At 73.7% G+C, this 13,718-nt stretch carries 16 protein-coding genes; 14 read left to right on the top strand and 2 right to left on the bottom strand.

What is annotated here, in order from left to right; genetic code table 11:
• Positions 1 to 8 precede the first annotated feature (8 nt).
• Positions 9 to 593 carry a hypothetical protein gene (locus LBW97_RS11615; protein ID WP_224499530.1) on the top strand — a complete coding sequence of 195 codons (585 nt, stop codon included), beginning with the start codon at positions 9 to 11 and terminating at the stop codon, positions 591 to 593.
• A gap of 2 nt (positions 594 to 595) precedes the next feature.
• Here the strand turns inward: LBW97_RS11615 and LBW97_RS11610 are convergent, their stop codons facing one another.
• A complete protein-coding gene (locus LBW97_RS11610) occupies positions 596 to 799 on the bottom strand; it encodes a hypothetical protein (protein WP_224499529.1) in 204 nt (67 codons plus the stop codon).
• A gap of 54 nt (positions 800 to 853) precedes the next feature.
• Between LBW97_RS11610 and LBW97_RS11605 the strand changes: the two genes are divergently transcribed.
• The 13 genes from LBW97_RS11605 (at position 854) to LBW97_RS11545 (ending at position 13,404) form a co-directional block, all read left to right on the top strand.
• Positions 854 to 1,372, top strand: coding sequence for a DUF2243 domain-containing protein (locus LBW97_RS11605; RefSeq protein ID WP_224499528.1), 519 nt, complete (start codon positions 854 to 856; stop codon positions 1,370 to 1,372).
• 63 nt (positions 1,373 to 1,435) lie between these two features.
• Positions 1,436 to 3,511, top strand: a complete 2,076-nt coding sequence (locus tag LBW97_RS11600) for an elongation factor G-like protein EF-G2 (RefSeq protein WP_224499527.1) — start codon at positions 1,436 to 1,438, stop codon at positions 3,509 to 3,511.
• 102 nt (positions 3,512 to 3,613) lie between these two features.
• The gene (locus tag LBW97_RS11595; RefSeq protein WP_224499526.1) at positions 3,614 to 4,264 is read left to right on the top strand and encodes a CDP-alcohol phosphatidyltransferase family protein; all 651 of its coding nucleotides are present in this window, start codon (positions 3,614 to 3,616) and stop codon (positions 4,262 to 4,264) included.
• The gene (locus LBW97_RS11590; RefSeq protein ID WP_224499525.1) at positions 4,261 to 5,172 is read left to right on the top strand and encodes a DUF881 domain-containing protein; all 912 of its coding nucleotides are present in this window, start codon (positions 4,261 to 4,263) and stop codon (positions 5,170 to 5,172) included. Before LBW97_RS11595 ends, LBW97_RS11590 begins: the two co-directional genes overlap by 4 nt.
• Positions 5,173 to 5,176: 4 nt before the next feature.
• Positions 5,177 to 5,509: a small basic family protein gene (locus tag LBW97_RS11585; RefSeq protein WP_224499524.1), complete on the top strand. Its 333-nt coding sequence runs from the start codon at positions 5,177 to 5,179 to the stop codon at positions 5,507 to 5,509.
• Positions 5,506 to 6,303, top strand: a complete 798-nt coding sequence (locus tag LBW97_RS11580; protein ID WP_224499523.1) for a DUF881 domain-containing protein — start codon at positions 5,506 to 5,508, stop codon at positions 6,301 to 6,303. Before LBW97_RS11585 ends, LBW97_RS11580 begins: the two co-directional genes overlap by 4 nt.
• 25 nt (positions 6,304 to 6,328) lie before the next feature.
• A complete protein-coding gene (gene gcvH / locus LBW97_RS11575; RefSeq protein ID WP_224499522.1) occupies positions 6,329 to 6,733 on the top strand; it encodes a glycine cleavage system protein GcvH in 405 nt (134 codons plus the stop codon).
• A gap of 261 nt (positions 6,734 to 6,994) precedes the next feature.
• On the top strand, positions 6,995 to 7,513 hold the full coding sequence (locus LBW97_RS11570; RefSeq protein ID WP_224499521.1) for an FHA domain-containing protein: 519 nt from the start codon (positions 6,995 to 6,997) through the stop codon (positions 7,511 to 7,513).
• Positions 7,514 to 7,518: 5 nt separating this feature from the next.
• Entirely contained in the window at positions 7,519 to 8,241 is a 723-nt protein-coding gene (locus tag LBW97_RS11565; protein WP_224499520.1) for a MerR family transcriptional regulator, read from the top strand.
• 116 nt (positions 8,242 to 8,357) lie between these two features.
• A complete protein-coding gene (locus tag LBW97_RS11560) occupies positions 8,358 to 8,849 on the top strand; it encodes a bifunctional nuclease family protein (protein ID WP_224499519.1) in 492 nt (163 codons plus the stop codon).
• A gap of 237 nt (positions 8,850 to 9,086) precedes the next feature.
• Positions 9,087 to 9,629, top strand: coding sequence for a MerR family transcriptional regulator (locus tag LBW97_RS11555; RefSeq protein WP_224499584.1), 543 nt, complete (start codon positions 9,087 to 9,089; stop codon positions 9,627 to 9,629).
• Between the two features lie 129 nt (positions 9,630 to 9,758).
• Entirely contained in the window at positions 9,759 to 12,764 is a 3,006-nt protein-coding gene (gene gcvP, locus LBW97_RS11550; protein WP_224499518.1) for an aminomethyl-transferring glycine dehydrogenase, read from the top strand.
• Positions 12,765 to 12,801: 37 nt separating this feature from the next.
• Positions 12,802 to 13,404, top strand: a complete 603-nt coding sequence (locus LBW97_RS11545; RefSeq protein WP_224499517.1) for a DinB family protein — start codon at positions 12,802 to 12,804, stop codon at positions 13,402 to 13,404.
• Here LBW97_RS11545 and LBW97_RS11540 read toward each other — a convergent pair.
• A complete protein-coding gene (locus tag LBW97_RS11540) occupies positions 13,401 to 13,604 on the bottom strand; it encodes a DUF5999 family protein (RefSeq protein ID WP_224499516.1) in 204 nt (67 codons plus the stop codon). The two genes, LBW97_RS11545 and LBW97_RS11540, sit on opposite strands and share 4 nt — an antisense overlap.
• Between the last annotated feature and the right edge of the window lie 114 nt (positions 13,605 to 13,718).

The raw sequence follows: 13,718 nt of genomic DNA, 5'->3' as shown, positions 1-13,718 counted from the left end.
GAGCGACGATGACCGAGAACGACATCCCCACCGCCTACGTCCGCGACAAGCGGACGGTCCGGGAGACCAACGAGCAGCTGCGGGCGCGCATCCCCGGCTGGGGCGCGGACCTGGACCCGGCGGACCGCCCGTCGCACCCCAAGCTGCGCTACGCGCCGGAGACCACCGGAGCCCACTGGGAGTTCCCCGAGCGTCAGCCCGGGAGCGAGGGTCGCGAGCGGTCCATCGAGCACGCGTTCGTGACGCCGGTGTTCGGGACCGCCCAGCCGCTGACGGGCGCGTCGGGGGCGATCCGCCGGCTCGCCTACGAGCGCTTCAGCGAGGGCCGCCTGGCGCACTGGATGCTGCTGGTCGTCGGCGACCGCGTGGACGCATGGGGGAGCCACCTGAGGTCCTTCGCCACCCTGCGGCCGGACGTCCCGGCCACCGGTATGCGCGCGGAGTTCACCCATGGCGGTCTGAGCTCCCGGCGTGGCCGGGTCGACGCACGGCACCACGTGCTCGACCCAGTGGTCGTCGGCGGGCCGTGGGTGCTCGCGGCCGGGGTGGCCGTCGTCGGTGCCCGGCGGCTGGCGCGGGCGGTCCGGCGCTGAGCTCAGCTCTCGGCGAGCCGTCGGCAGTCCGCGCAGGGCTTGTCCGAGCCGAGCCCGCGCGGACCGTTCCACCGGCCCTGGACGACGTCCACCGACGCGCCGCAGATCGCCGCCCACGGGGCGGGCAGGTCCGCAGTGCTGCGGAGGACGGCGTGGGACGTGCCCGTCGCCTGTTCCCGGCCGGCGGCGTGGTCGCTCGTGCTCATGCCTCCAGCATGCGCGGGCGGGTGCCGGCCCGGAGAAGGGGGTAGCGGCCCGCCATGGCGATTCCCGACACCCGGGTGCGGGAGCGGCTGCCCTCCCGCGCCACCGGGCTCCTCTACGGGCTCGGCTTCGGCGGCTTCCTCGACGGCATCGTGCTGCACCAGATCCTCCAGTGGCACCACATGGTCAGCGCGGTCGAGGAGCCCACGACGGTCGCCGGGCTGGAGCTGAACACGACCGCCGACGGTCTCTTCCACCTCGCCACCTGGGTGCTGACCTTCGCCGGGACCCTCACCGCTCTCGTCGCCTGGCGGCAGGGCCGGATCGCGCCGAGCTGGAGCTTCCACCTCGGGCTGGTCGTCGCCGGCTGGGGTCTGTTCAACCTCGTGGAGGGGCTGATCGACCACCAGCTGCTGGGCGTCCACCACGTGCGCGACGACCTGGGCGGCCCGCTGAGCTGGGATCTCGCCTTCCTCGCCTCCGGGGTGGTGCTGATCGTCGGAGGATGGCTGATCCACCGGCGCGGGCTCCGGGAGATGGCCCGCCGGGCGACGGAGCGTTCACCGGCCCCTTGATCGCTCGCGCGAAGGCGGGCAGGCTGTGACGCGGACCACAGTCGAGCGTCGTCGGGAGTCGCCGTGGCGAAGGACACCGGAACGGCACCGGCCCCCCGGCCCGCGGCCGACGTGCGCAACGTGGCCCTGGTCGGTCACTCCGGCGCAGGCAAGACGACGCTGGCCGAGGCCCTCCTGGCTGCCGCCGGAGCGGTGTCACGTGCCGGCCGCGTGGAGGACGGCACGACCTGCCTCGACACCGAGGAGGTCGAGATCCGCCAGCAGCGCTCGGTGTCGCTCGGGGTCGCCACCTTCGAGCACGGCGGCCGCCGCATCACCCTGCTCGACACCCCCGGGTCGCCGGACTTCGTGGGGGAGGTGCGGGCCGGGCTGCGCGCCGCGGACTCGGCGCTCTTCGTCGTCTCCGCCGTCAACGGCATGGACGCCGCCACCGTGCAGCTGTGGCAGGAGTGCTCCGCGGTCGGGCTGCCGCGGGCCGTCGTCCTCACCCAGATCGACCGGGCGCGCGCCGATGTCGACGAGGCCGTCCGCCTGGCCCAGCTGATGCTGGGAGCGGGGGTGCACCCCCTGCACCTGGTCGACCGGGGAGCCGACGGCGCGGCGCGCGGCCTGCTGACCCTGCTGGAGCCACCGGCCCGCAGCGGCGCCGGCCGGGACGCCGACCGGCTCCGGGCCGAGCTCATCGAGGGCATCATCGGCGAGAGCGAGGACGAGACGCTTCTGGAGCGCTACCTCGCCGGCGACGAGCTGGCGGTGGCCGACCTGGTGGCCGATCTGGAGACCGCCGTCGCCCGCGGGCACTTCCACCCGGTGCTCTGCGCCTCCCCGCTCACCGGCGTCGGCATCGGTGAACTGCTGGACCTCCTCGGCGACGCCTTCCCGTGCCCGGCCGAGCACGGCTGCCCGCCCGACACCAGGCCCGACGGCTCGCCGGCGCCGGCACTGACCTGCGACCCCGACGGCCCGCTGGTGGCCGAGGTCGTCAAGACGACGACCGACCCCTACGTCGGACGGATCTCGCTGGTGCGGGTCTTCTCCGGCACCCTGCGCCCCGACGTCGCCGTGCACGTCTCCGGGCACGGGCTCGCCGACCGCGGCCATCCCGACCACGACGCCGACGAGCGGATCGGGGTGCTGACCTCGCCCCTGGGAGCGACGCTGCGCCCGGTGAGCCACTGCCCGGCCGGTGACGTCTGCGCCGTCGCCAAGCTCTCCACCGCGGAGACCGGCGACACCCTCAGCGAGCCTGCGGACCCGAGGCTCGTGCCGCCGTGGAACCTGCCGGTGCCCCAGCTGCCGGTCGCGATCGAGGCCGCGTCCCACGCCGACGAGGACCGGATGGCCACCGCCCTGAGCCGGCTGGTGGCGGAGGACCCCACCGTGCGGCTGGAGCGCCGTGCCGACACCGGGCAGCTGATCCTCTGGTGCGTGGGGGACGGGCACGCGGAGGTGCTGCTCGACCGGCTCAGGACGCGGCACGGCGTCGCCGTCACCACGGTTCCGGTGCGGGTGCCGCTGGTCGAGACGCTGCGGGGGTCGGCCCGGGTGACCGGCCGGCACGTCAAGCAGTCCGGCGGGCACGGGCAGTACGCCGTCGTGGTGGTCGAGGGGGAGCCGGGGCCGCCGGGATCGGGCGTCGTCTTCGACCAGCGCATCGTGGGCGGCACCGTTCCGGGGCAGTACCACGCGAGCGTGGAGAAGGGGATCCGCGCCCAGGCGCAGCGGGGCGTGCACGACGACCGTCCGGTCGTCGACGTCCACGTGACCCTGGTCGACGGGAAGGCGCACAGCGTCGACTCCTCGGACGCCGCGTTCCAGGCCGCCGGGGCGCTGGCGCTGCGGGAGCTCGCGGCCGCGGTGGGCACGCAGGTCCTGGAGCCGTGGTGCGAGATCGAGGTGCTCGTGCCGGCCGAGTACGTGGGGGCGGTGATGAGCGACCTCTCGGCCCGGCGGGCCCGCGTCACCGGGAGCGAGGCGGACCCGGAGCAGAACCGGTCCACGGTGCGCGCCGAGGTGCCCGAGGTGGAACTGCTCGGCTATCCCGGCGTCCTCCGGTCGGTCACGCACGGAACGGCCACCTTCGACCGCCGCCCGCTGGGCTACGAACCGGCTCCCTCGCCCCTCGCGGTGCCCGCCTGACCCCTGGCCGCGTCCGGAGGCTCGCCGCGAGCCTGCGAGCGGGGAGGGGGACGGGGTCCTTCGGCTAGCCTCGGGGCAGGTGGTGCAGGGGCTGGAGGAAGCGTGACGTCGTCGAACGGGCCGTCGGCGCCCGCAGCCGTACCCCCGGGCACGCCCGCGGTCGGCAACCGCGAGGAGCTGCCCGACCGGATCTGGACGGTGCCCAACGCGCTGTCGGTCCTGCGGCTGCTCGGCGTCCCGCTGTTCCTGTGGCTCCTGCTGGGCCCGGAGGAGGACGGCTGGGCGATCGCCGTGCTCATGGTCTCGGGGTTCACCGACTGGGCCGACGGCAAGCTCGCCCGCATCCTCGACCAGGGCAGCAAGCTCGGTGCGCTGCTGGACCCCGCCGCCGACCGGCTCTACATCGTCAGCACGCTGATCGCGCTCGCGCTGCGCGAGGTGATCCCGTTGTGGATCGTCGTGGCGCTCGTCGGCCGCGAGCTGGTGCTCGGCGTGATGCTCCTGGTCCTGCGGGCCCGCTCCTATCCGCCGCTGCAGGTGCACTACCTCGGCAAGGCCGCCACGCTGCTGCTGCTCTACGCCTTCCCGGGGCTCCTGATCGCCGACGGCGACGGGTGGCTGGCGACCGTCTGCGCCCCCTTCGCCTGGGCGCTCACCATCTGGGGCACCGCCCTCTACCTGCTGGCCGGGGCCTTCTACGTCGTCCAGGTGATCGGGCTGGTCGCTCGCGACCGGGCGGCCGGCAGGCCGTGACCGGCACCCGTCGGCCGGGCGGCGTCCGGTCCCTGGGCGCGTCCCTGCTGGACGACGTCCTCGCCGAGACGCTGGACCCCGCCTACGCCCAGGCGGCCGAGGCCCGTGCCGCGCGGGACGAGCCGCCGGCGTCACGCAGACCGCGCGCACAGGTCCTGGTCGCCCTGACGATGGCCGTCGCCGGCCTGCTGCTCGCCGTCACCTACAACCAGGCCTCGGCCCGGGAGCAGGGCCGGCAGGAGATCCGCGCGGCGCTGGTGCGCGACATCCAGGACGAGTCCGCGGTCAGCGACGACCTCGCCGTCCAGCTCGAGGAGCTGCGCGCCGAGGTCAGCCGCACGAGCGACGACCTGCTCGCCGCCACCGCCGTCGGCCAGCGCGCCCTCGACGCGCTGGCCCGGGCCGAGCAGGGGACCGCCGCCGTGGCGGTCACCGGTCCGGGCCTGCTGGTCACCCTGGCCAACGCCGAGGCCGACGCCGACGACGATCCCGTCGGCGGGGGGACGTCGGAGAACAGCGGCGAGCGCGTCCAGGACGGCGACCTGCAGAAGGTGGTCAACGCGCTCTGGGCCTCCGGCGCCGAGGCGATCAGCATCAACGGCCAGCGGCTGGGGCCCACCAGCGCCATCCGGTTCGCCGGCGAGGCCGTGCTGGTCGACTTCCGGCCGGTCACCAACCCGTACGAGATCAGTGCCATCGGGGAGCCCGATGAGCTCGCCGCGGCCTTCCTCCTCGATCCCGAGGTGCGGTCGGTCGCGTGGGTCTCCAAGAACTACGGCCTGCGCTTCGACTTCGCCAAGGAGGACGAGCTGTCCCTGCCCGCGGCCAGCCCGCCGGAACTCCGCGTAGCCGTTCCCCTCGACACCACCCGCCGGGATGCCGGCGCCGACCCCTCGCCCGGAGGCTGAACCCGTGATCCCGATCCTCGGACTCGCGGCGGGCATCCTCCTCGGGCTGTTGTTCGACCCGACGGTCCCGCTGTGGCTGCAGCCGTATCTGCCGATCGCCGTCGTCGCCGCCCTGGACGCCGTCTTCGGTGGGTTCCGCGCCCGCCTGGACGGCATCTTCGACGCCAAGGTCTTCGTCATATCGTTCGTGTCCAACGTCGTCGTCGCGGCCCTGATCGTCTTCCTCGGCGACCAGCTCGGCGTGGGCGCGCAGCTGTCGACGGCGGTCGTCGTCGTCCTCGGCATCCGCATCTTCGGCAACGCCGCGGCCATCCGGCGGCACATCTTCCGGGCATGACCGAGGAGCCGGCCGGCGCAGCACCGCGTCCGGGGGAGGCCGTCGCAGAGGAGGTCGCGGCGGGGGAGGTCCCCGCGCGAGAGACCGCTCCTCCTCGCGCGTCACGGCGGCGACGGGACCTGGTCGCCGCGGCGCTCATCGGGGTGCTCACCCTGGTCCTCGGGTTCGCCCTCGCCGTGCAGGTGCGCAACGCCGACGAGGCCCAGGTGCTCGCCGGCGCCCGTGAGGAGGACCTCGTCCGGATCCTCGGCGAGCTCAACTCCCGGGAGGGCCGCCTCCGGGCGCAGATCGCCGAGCAGCGCACCGCGCTCCAGGAGCTCTCCGGGTCCGGCAGCCGGACCGGCAACGCGCTCCAGGAGGCCCGGCGCCAGGCCGAGGCGCTCGGCATCCTCAACGGCACCCTCCCGGCCCAGGGGAGGGGGATCACGCTCACCGTGCGGGACCCCTCCGACGAGGTGCGGGTCCGCGACCTGATCGACGTCATCCAGGAGCTGCGCGGCGCCGGCGCGGAGACCATGCAGGTCGACGGCGTCCGGATCGGGCTGTCGTCGGCGGTCACCGGCTCGGCGGGCGGCCTCCGGGTGGACGGCACGTCGCTGAGCGCGCCGTACGAGTTCGTGGTGATCGGTGATCCGCAGGGCATCGAGACGGCGATGAACATCCCGGGCGGCGTGGTGCAGGCGATCGGCAACCGCGGCGGCAGCGTGGACATCGAGCAGGCCCCGCTGGTGCTGGTGGACGCGTTGCGACCGCTGGACCGGCCTCAATACGCTTCGCCCGACGACGGCGACTGAACGACGATGCAGGAGAGATACCACCATGAGCACCCCTGACGACCGCCGTTACAGCGACCAGCACGAGTGGGCGAAGGTGGACGGCACCGACGGCACGTCGAGCGTCGTCCGCATCGGCATCACCGACCACGCCCAGGACGCGCTGGGCGACATCGTCTTCGTGCAGCTGCCCGACGTGGGGGCCGAGGTCGCCCCGGGGACGGCGATCGGCGAGGTGGAGTCCACCAAGTCGGTCTCCGACGTCTACGCGCCCGTGGCGGGGACCGTCGCCGCGGTGAACGAGCGCCTGGCCGACACGCCGGAGCTGCTGAACTCCGACCCGTACGGCGACGGGTGGCTGGTGGAGATCGCCGTCGCGGGGGAAGGCGGGGATCCCGTGGGTCACCTGCTGGACGCCGCCGCCTACCAGGCGCTGGTCGACGGCGCGTGACGGGGTCGCCAGCAGGCTGACTCCCGCTATCGATCACTATGATCGCGCTGGGGCGAGAGCCCGGGGTCGCCTACGGGAGACCAGTTCGTCCCACCCTGCACATCCGGTTGACCCTCGGGCCGACCGGCTGGTTCCATGACCAACGGTCCGCCGCCTCCGCGGCGGCCGACCCACGACGGGCTGACCGGCCCGCCGAAAGCCGGCCGCCCGCGGCCCGTTCCGAGGCCCGCGGCGGGCCCCTCGCACCGGAGGAGACGCAACGTGCACTGCACTCGATGTGGCCATGAGAACCCCGAGGGCAGTCGCTTCTGCGCGCAGTGCGGCTCGGCCCTCGCTCCCGAGCGCGTCGGTGACGCGACCAGCGTCATCCCCAAGGTCGGCGGGGAGGACTCGAGCGAGCAGCCCGAGGCCACCGCCGAGGCCGCTGACGCACACGCCGGCGCCGTCGAGTCGCTGCCGGCGGGCTCGGCCCTGCTGGTCGTCAAGCGTGGCCCGAACGCCGGGAGCCGCTTCCTGCTCGACCAGGACGTCACCACGGCCGGGCGGCACCCGGACAGCGACATCTTCCTCGACGACGTGACGGTGAGCCGTCGGCACGTCGAGTTCCACCGCGAGGGCGGCGGCTTCTCGGTGCACGACGTCGGCAGCCTGAACGGCACCTACGTCAACCGCGAGCCGGTCGACGTCGCCAACCTCGCCGGCGGTGACGAGGTGCAGATCGGCAAGTTCCGGCTCGTGTACCTCACCGGTCCGCGCACCGGCGAGCCGGCCGCTCGCTAGTGAGCGTGCCCGAGCGCGACCGCGCGCTCGGGGACGCCGCCGATCAGCACACGCCTCGCCTGACCATCGGTGAGGTGCTGGCTGTTCTTCGCGACGACTTCCCCGACGTGACGATCAGCAAGATCCGCTACCTCGAGTCCGAGGACCTGGTGCACCCGCAGCGCACGCCGTCGGGGTACCGGAAGTTCTCGCGGGCGGACGTGAGCCGGCTGCGCTACGTGCTGACCGCGCAGCGGGACCACTACCTCCCGCTGCGCGTCATCAAGGACCACCTGGACGCCCTGGACCGCGGCGAGCCGCTCCCGGGCTCCGGTGGGGCGGCGACGCTGCCCCCGGCCGAGCCGGCCGAGGGGGAGGAGGCGCCGCTCACCCCGGAGCAGTTCGCCCGTGCCGCGGGGCTCGAGCCCGGCCAGCTGGCCGACTGCGTGCAGTTCGGGCTGCTCTCCACCGACGCCGAGGGCCGCCATCCGGCGGGCGACCTGCCGATCGCGCGGGCCGCCGCCGGGCTGGCCCGGCACGGCATCGAGCCGCGGCACCTGCGGGTCTACCGCAGCGCCGTGGAGCGCGAGGCCGGGCTGGTCGAGCAGCTCGTGGCACCGGTCCTGCGCGCCCGCTCCGAGGAGGCGCGGACCCGCGCGACCGAGAAGCTGGCCGAGCTCGCGGCGCTCTCCGCGCAGCTGCACACCGCATTGCTCGAGACGCGCCTGCGCGATCTCCTCCGGCCCTGACCGGGCGTACCGTGGGGACGTCGCCGTCCGAGCCCGTCCGACGTCCCGACCCGTCACCGGCCGCCTGACCAGACCGTTCCGCCCGACCCCCCGGGCCGCAGCCGAGGAGCCGCACAGTGCAGGAGCTTCGAGTCGTCGGCGTCCGCGTCGAACTGCCGGGCAATCAGCCCATCCTGCTGCTCAAGGAGACGCAGGGTGAGCGCTACCTGCCCATCTGGATCGGCGCCGTCGAGGCCGCCGCGATCGCCTTCGAGCAGCAGGGCGTCCGTCCCGCCCGCCCGATGACCCACGACCTGCTGCGCGAGGTCGTCCGCGCGCTGGGTGCGGAGCTGGAGGCGGTCAACATCACCGAGATGCGCGACGGGATCTACATCGCCGAGCTGGTGTTCGGCGACGAGCGCGTGGTCAGCGCCCGCCCGTCGGACGCCGTCGCCCTCGCCGTCCGGACCGGGGCACCGATCTACGGAGCCGAGGACCTGCTCGACGAGGTCGGCATCGAGATCCCCGACGAGCAGGAGGACGAGGTGGAGAAGTTCCGCGAGTTCCTCGACCAGATCTCCCCGGAGGACTTCGGCGCGGGCTCCGGGTCCGGCGGCGGGCCCGCCTGACGCCCAACAGGAACCTCTCGGCAGGTCGCGCCGGATCCTTCACTCGAAATGAGTGAGCGGGCCCGACACGCCGCCCCGCTCAGTTGACCCGCCCCCCGCCCCGGCTTACCGTCGGCGAAGAACAACGGTGTGACACCTGAGGTCACGAGGGTGTGGACCGTCGACCTGCCGCGATTCGTGGCGGGACAGAGGAGGACGCTGGACGTGAGCGACGAGGACAAGGGCTCGCAGGGTCAGTTGTTCAGCGACGCCGCCGTCGGGGTGCCGTCCTACGACGACGTGGACACCGACCTCGTCGGCTACCGCGGCCCGACCGCCTGCTCCGCTGCCGGGATCACCTACCGCCAGTTGGACTACTGGGCCCGTACCGGCCTCGTTGCTCCCTCCGTCCGCAGCGCCACCGGCTCCGGCACGCAGCGGCTGTACTCCTTCCGCGACATCCTGGTGCTCAAGGTCGTCAAGCGACTGCTGGACACCGGCGTCTCGCTCCAGAACATCCGGAAGGCCGTCGACCACCTCCGCCAGCGCGGGGTGAAGGAGCTGGCCAACGTCACGCTCTTCTCCGACGGCGCCACGGTCTACGAGTGCACCTCCGCGGAGGAGGTCGTCGACCTGCTCGCCGGCGGCCAGGGCGTCTTCGGCATCGCCGTCTCCGGCGCGCTGCGGGAGCTCTCCGGTGAGCTCGCCGAGCTGCCGGCCGAGCGCATCGACGGCGGTCAGGTCGTGCCGTCCGACGACGAGCTGTCGATGCGTCGTCGTCAGCGCGCCGCGACGGCGTAGTTCGTCCGGTCGTGCCGAGTGGGCCCCGGAGGGGTCCGCGCAGGTACGACGAAGCGGCTCCCCGGGGTCGGGACGGCACGTGGCCGCGGGGTCGTCCGGAGGACGACAGTGAAGTAGTAACTTCGGGTGGTGACCGACCGCGCCGCCGAGTTCGTGCCGCTGCCCTCGCTGAACGAGCTGGATCCCGCGGGTTCCTTCATCGGCCGGCACATCGGCCCCCGCCCCGGTGACACCGCCGCGATGCTCGAGGTCGTCGGGTTCCAGTCACTGGACTCACTGGTCGACGCCTGCGTCCCCGAGGGTGTCCGCGACCGCGCGCCGCTGGACCTGCCGCCGGCCGAGAGCGAGGCCGCGGTCCTCGCGCTGCTGCGCGAGCGCGCGGCCGCCAACGAGGTCTTCACCTCGATGATCGGCCTGGGGTACTCCGGCACGGTCACCCCGCCGGTCATCCAGCGCACGGTGCTGGAGAACCCGGCCTGGTACACGGCCTACACGCCGTACCAGCCCGAGATCAGCCAGGGCCGGCTCGAGGCGCTGATCAACTTCCAGACGACGGTCGCCGACCTCACCGGCCTCGACGTCGCCGGCGCCTCCATGCTCGACGAGGCGACCGCGGCCGCCGAGGCGATGACGCTGGTGCGCCGGGCCGGGCGGGCGAAGGCGGACGCCGTCTTCGTCGTCGACGCCGACACGCTGCCGCAGACCCTCGGGGTGCTGCGGACCCGCGCCGAGCCGCTGGGCATCCGGCTGCACGTCACGGACCTGTCCGCCGGGTGGCCCACCGATCTGCCCGAGGCCGGCGCGTTCGGCGTCCTGCTGTCCTACCCGGGCGCCAGCGGCGCGGTCCGCGACCACCGCGCGCTGGCCGCCGCCGCGCACGAGGCCGGCGCGGCCGTCGTCGTCGCCGCGGACCTGCTCGCCCTCACGTTGCTGGAGGCGCCGGGGGAGTGGGGCGCCGATGTCGCCTGCGGCACCAGTCAGCGCTTCGGCGTCCCCATGGGCTACGGCGGTCCGCACGCCGGCTACCTGTCGGTCCGCGAGGGCCTGGCTCGCCAGCTGCCCGGCCGCCTGGTCGGCGTCTCGGTGGACGCCGACGGCGACGTCGCCTACCGCCTGGCCCTGCAGACCCGCGAGCAGCACATCCGCCGGGAGAAGGCGACCAGCAACATCTGCACCGCGCAGGTGCTGCTGGCCGTGATGGCAGGCGCCTACGCCGTCTACCACGGGCCCGAGGGGCTGACCGCGATCGCGGCGCGGGTGCACCGCAGCGCGACGGTGCTGGCCGGCTGGCTGCGCTCCGGCGGCCTCCAGCTGGTGCACGAGCACTTCTTCGACACGATCGCGGTGCGGGTGCCCGGCCGCGCCGCCGACGTCGTGGCCACCGCCGCGCAGCGCCGGATCAACCTCCGGCTGGTCGACGCCGACACGGTGGCCGTCGCGTGCGACGAGACCACCACCCCCGCGGTCCTGCGGTCGGTCGCCGAGGCCTTCGGCGTCGCCGTGGACGACTCGGCGCTCGACGACGACGGCGCGGCCGCGCTGCCCGACGAGCTCCGCCGCCGGACGCCGTTCCTCACCCACCCGGTCTTCTCCGCGCACCGCTCGGAGACGGCGATGATGCGCTACCTGCGCTCGCTGTCGGACAAGGACCTGGCGCTGGACCGCACGATGATCCCGCTGGGTTCGTGCACGATGAAGCTCAACGCCGCCACCGAGATGGCCGCGATCACCTGGCCGGAGTTCGCCGGCCTGCACCCCTTCGCCCCGGTGGAGCAGGCACGCGGTTACCGCCAGCTGATCGACGAGCTGTGCGCGGGCCTGGCGGAGGTGACCGGGTACGCCGCGGTGAGCGTGCAGCCCAACGCCGGATCACAGGGCGAGTTCGCCGGCCTGCTGGCGATCCGCGGCTACCACCGCTCGCGCGGGGACGACCAGCGTGACGTCTGCCTGATCCCGAGCTCCGCGCACGGCACGAACGCGGCCAGCGCCGTCATGGCCGGCATGCGCGTGGTCGTCGTGGCCTGCGACGAGGCGGGCAACGTCGACGTCGCCGACCTGCACGCCAAGGTGGAGCAGCACGCCGACCGGCTGGCGGCGCTGATGATCACCTATCCGTCGACGCACGGCGTCTTCGAGGTCGACATCCAGGAGATCTGCGGCGCGGTGCACGACGCCGGCGGCCAGGTCTACGTCGACGGCGCCAACCTCAACGCCATGGTGGGCCTCGCGCGGCCCGGCCGGTTCGGCTCCGACGTCAGCCATCTGAACCTGCACAAGACCTTCTGCATCCCGCACGGCGGCGGCGGGCCCGGCGTCGGCCCGATCGGCGTCCGGGAGCACCTGGTGCCGTTCCTCCCCGGCCACCCGGTCGTCGGCACAGGGACGGACGGTCCGGTGGTCTCCGCGGCGCCCTGGGGTTCGGCGGACATCCTGCCGATCTCCTGGGCCTACATGCGGCTCATGGGCCCGGACGGGCTGACCCAGGCCACCCAGCACGCGATCCTGGGCGCCAACTACCTGGCCGCCCGGCTGCGGGAGCACTACCCGGTGCTCTACACCGGCGCCAACGGGCTCGTCGCCCACGAGTGCATCCTGGACATCCGCCCGCTGACCAAGGCCACCGGCGTCACCAACGACGACATCGCCAAGCGGCTGATCGACTTCGGCTTCCACGCGCCGACGATGAGCTTCCCGGTTGCCGGGACGCTGATGGTCGAGCCGACCGAGAGCGAGGACAAGGCCGAGCTCGACCGGTTCGTCGAGGCGATGGTGCACATCCGCGGGGAGATCGAGAAGGTCGCCACGGGGGAGTACGACCGCGAGGACAACCCGCTGCGCAACGCTCCGCATACCCTGGCCATGGTGGCGGGGGAGTGGGCGCGTCCGTATCCGCGCCGCGAGGCGGTCTACCCGGTGCCGGCGCTGAAGGGCCGCGGGTACCTGAGCCCGGTGCGGCGGATCGACCAGGCCTACGGCGACCGCAACCTGGTCTGCTCGTGCCCGCCGCCGGAGGCGTTCGCCGACATCGAGGAGTCCGTCGGGCCGCACGAGGTACCCAGCACCGTGCCTGCGCGGGCGCAGGGGGCACCGGACGACCTGGGCACGGCGGCCGACGTCGTGGGCGCCGCCCGCTGAGGCCTGTCCGTCAGCACCTCGTGGGAGGGTGCCCGCCATGACCGGCGCGGACCAGCTCAAGGCCGACCTCAGGACCTACCTGCAGGAGGGCCGCGACGTGCTCCTGCTCAAGGCCGAGGGGCTGTCGGAGTACGACGTGCGGCGACCGCTGACGCCGACCGGCACCAACGTGCTGGGCGTGATCAAGCACGTGGCGGGGGTGGAGGAGGGCTACGCGACCGTGCCCTTCGGACGGTCGCCCGGCCCGGCCCATCCCTGGTTCCTCGCCGATCCGGAGGACAACGTGGACATGTGGGCCACGCCCGGGGAATCGCGCGAGGAGATCCTGGCCGGCTACCGGCGCGCGTGGGAGCGGACCGACGCGCTCCTGGCGGAGCTGCCGCTGGATGCCGTGGGACGCGTCCCGTGGTGGGGGCCCGACGGGGGCGCCGAGGTGACGCTGCACCGCGTCCTGATCCACGTCATCGCCGAGACCCACCGGCACGCGGGCCACGTCGACGTCGTGCGCGAGCTCATCGACGGCGTCGTCGGCAACCAGGAGGTGGGGGACAACCTGCCCGACCGCGACGCCGCCTGGTGGCGGGAGTACCGCGACCGGGTGGAGCACGCCGCCCAGGAGGCGGCGGGGGAGCGGTCCTAGGCGCTGACGAGCCCGGGGGCGAGCCACTCGTGGTGGTCGGCGAAGGCGCGGCCGTCGGGGAGCAGCTCACCGTCGTCGTCGAACAGGACGACGCCGTTGCAGAGCAGGCTCCAGCCCTGCTCGGGGTGGGAGGTCACGACGGCGGCGAGGTCGCGGGCCTCGCTGGTCGCCTCGGGGCAGGGGGTGGGGTGGGCGCACATGGTGGTGCCTTCCGGTCGGCCGGGGGGAGCCGGCAGTCACTAGCTGTGAGTGAACGCTTACGCGTCCCACCTAGTGTCGGCACGATGAGTGCCCCAGGTCACGTGATACACCTC

The organism is Blastococcus sp. LR1, from assembly GCF_020166105.1.
Classification (GTDB): Bacteria; Actinomycetota; Actinomycetes; order Mycobacteriales; family Geodermatophilaceae; genus Blastococcus.
Note: the sequence above shows the minus strand (reverse complement) of the source record. Positions and strands in the feature narration are given on the sequence as shown.

Coding starts and splice junctions, on each gene's coding strand:
- LBW97_RS11615 (WP_224499530.1), top strand. CDS start 9: ATGACCGAGAACGACATCCCCACCGCCTACGTCCGCGACAAGCGGACG.
- LBW97_RS11610 (WP_224499529.1), bottom strand. CDS start 799: ATGAGCACGAGCGACCACGCCGCCGGCCGGGAACAGGCGACGGGCACG.
- LBW97_RS11605 (WP_224499528.1), top strand. CDS start 854: ATGGCGATTCCCGACACCCGGGTGCGGGAGCGGCTGCCCTCCCGCGCC.
- LBW97_RS11580 (WP_224499523.1), top strand. CDS start 5,506: ATGACCGAGGAGCCGGCCGGCGCAGCACCGCGTCCGGGGGAGGCCGTC.
- gcvH (WP_224499522.1), top strand. CDS start 6,329: ATGAGCACCCCTGACGACCGCCGTTACAGCGACCAGCACGAGTGGGCG.
- LBW97_RS11545 (WP_224499517.1), top strand. CDS start 12,802: ATGACCGGCGCGGACCAGCTCAAGGCCGACCTCAGGACCTACCTGCAG.
- LBW97_RS11540 (WP_224499516.1), bottom strand. CDS start 13,604: ATGTGCGCCCACCCCACCCCCTGCCCCGAGGCGACCAGCGAGGCCCGC.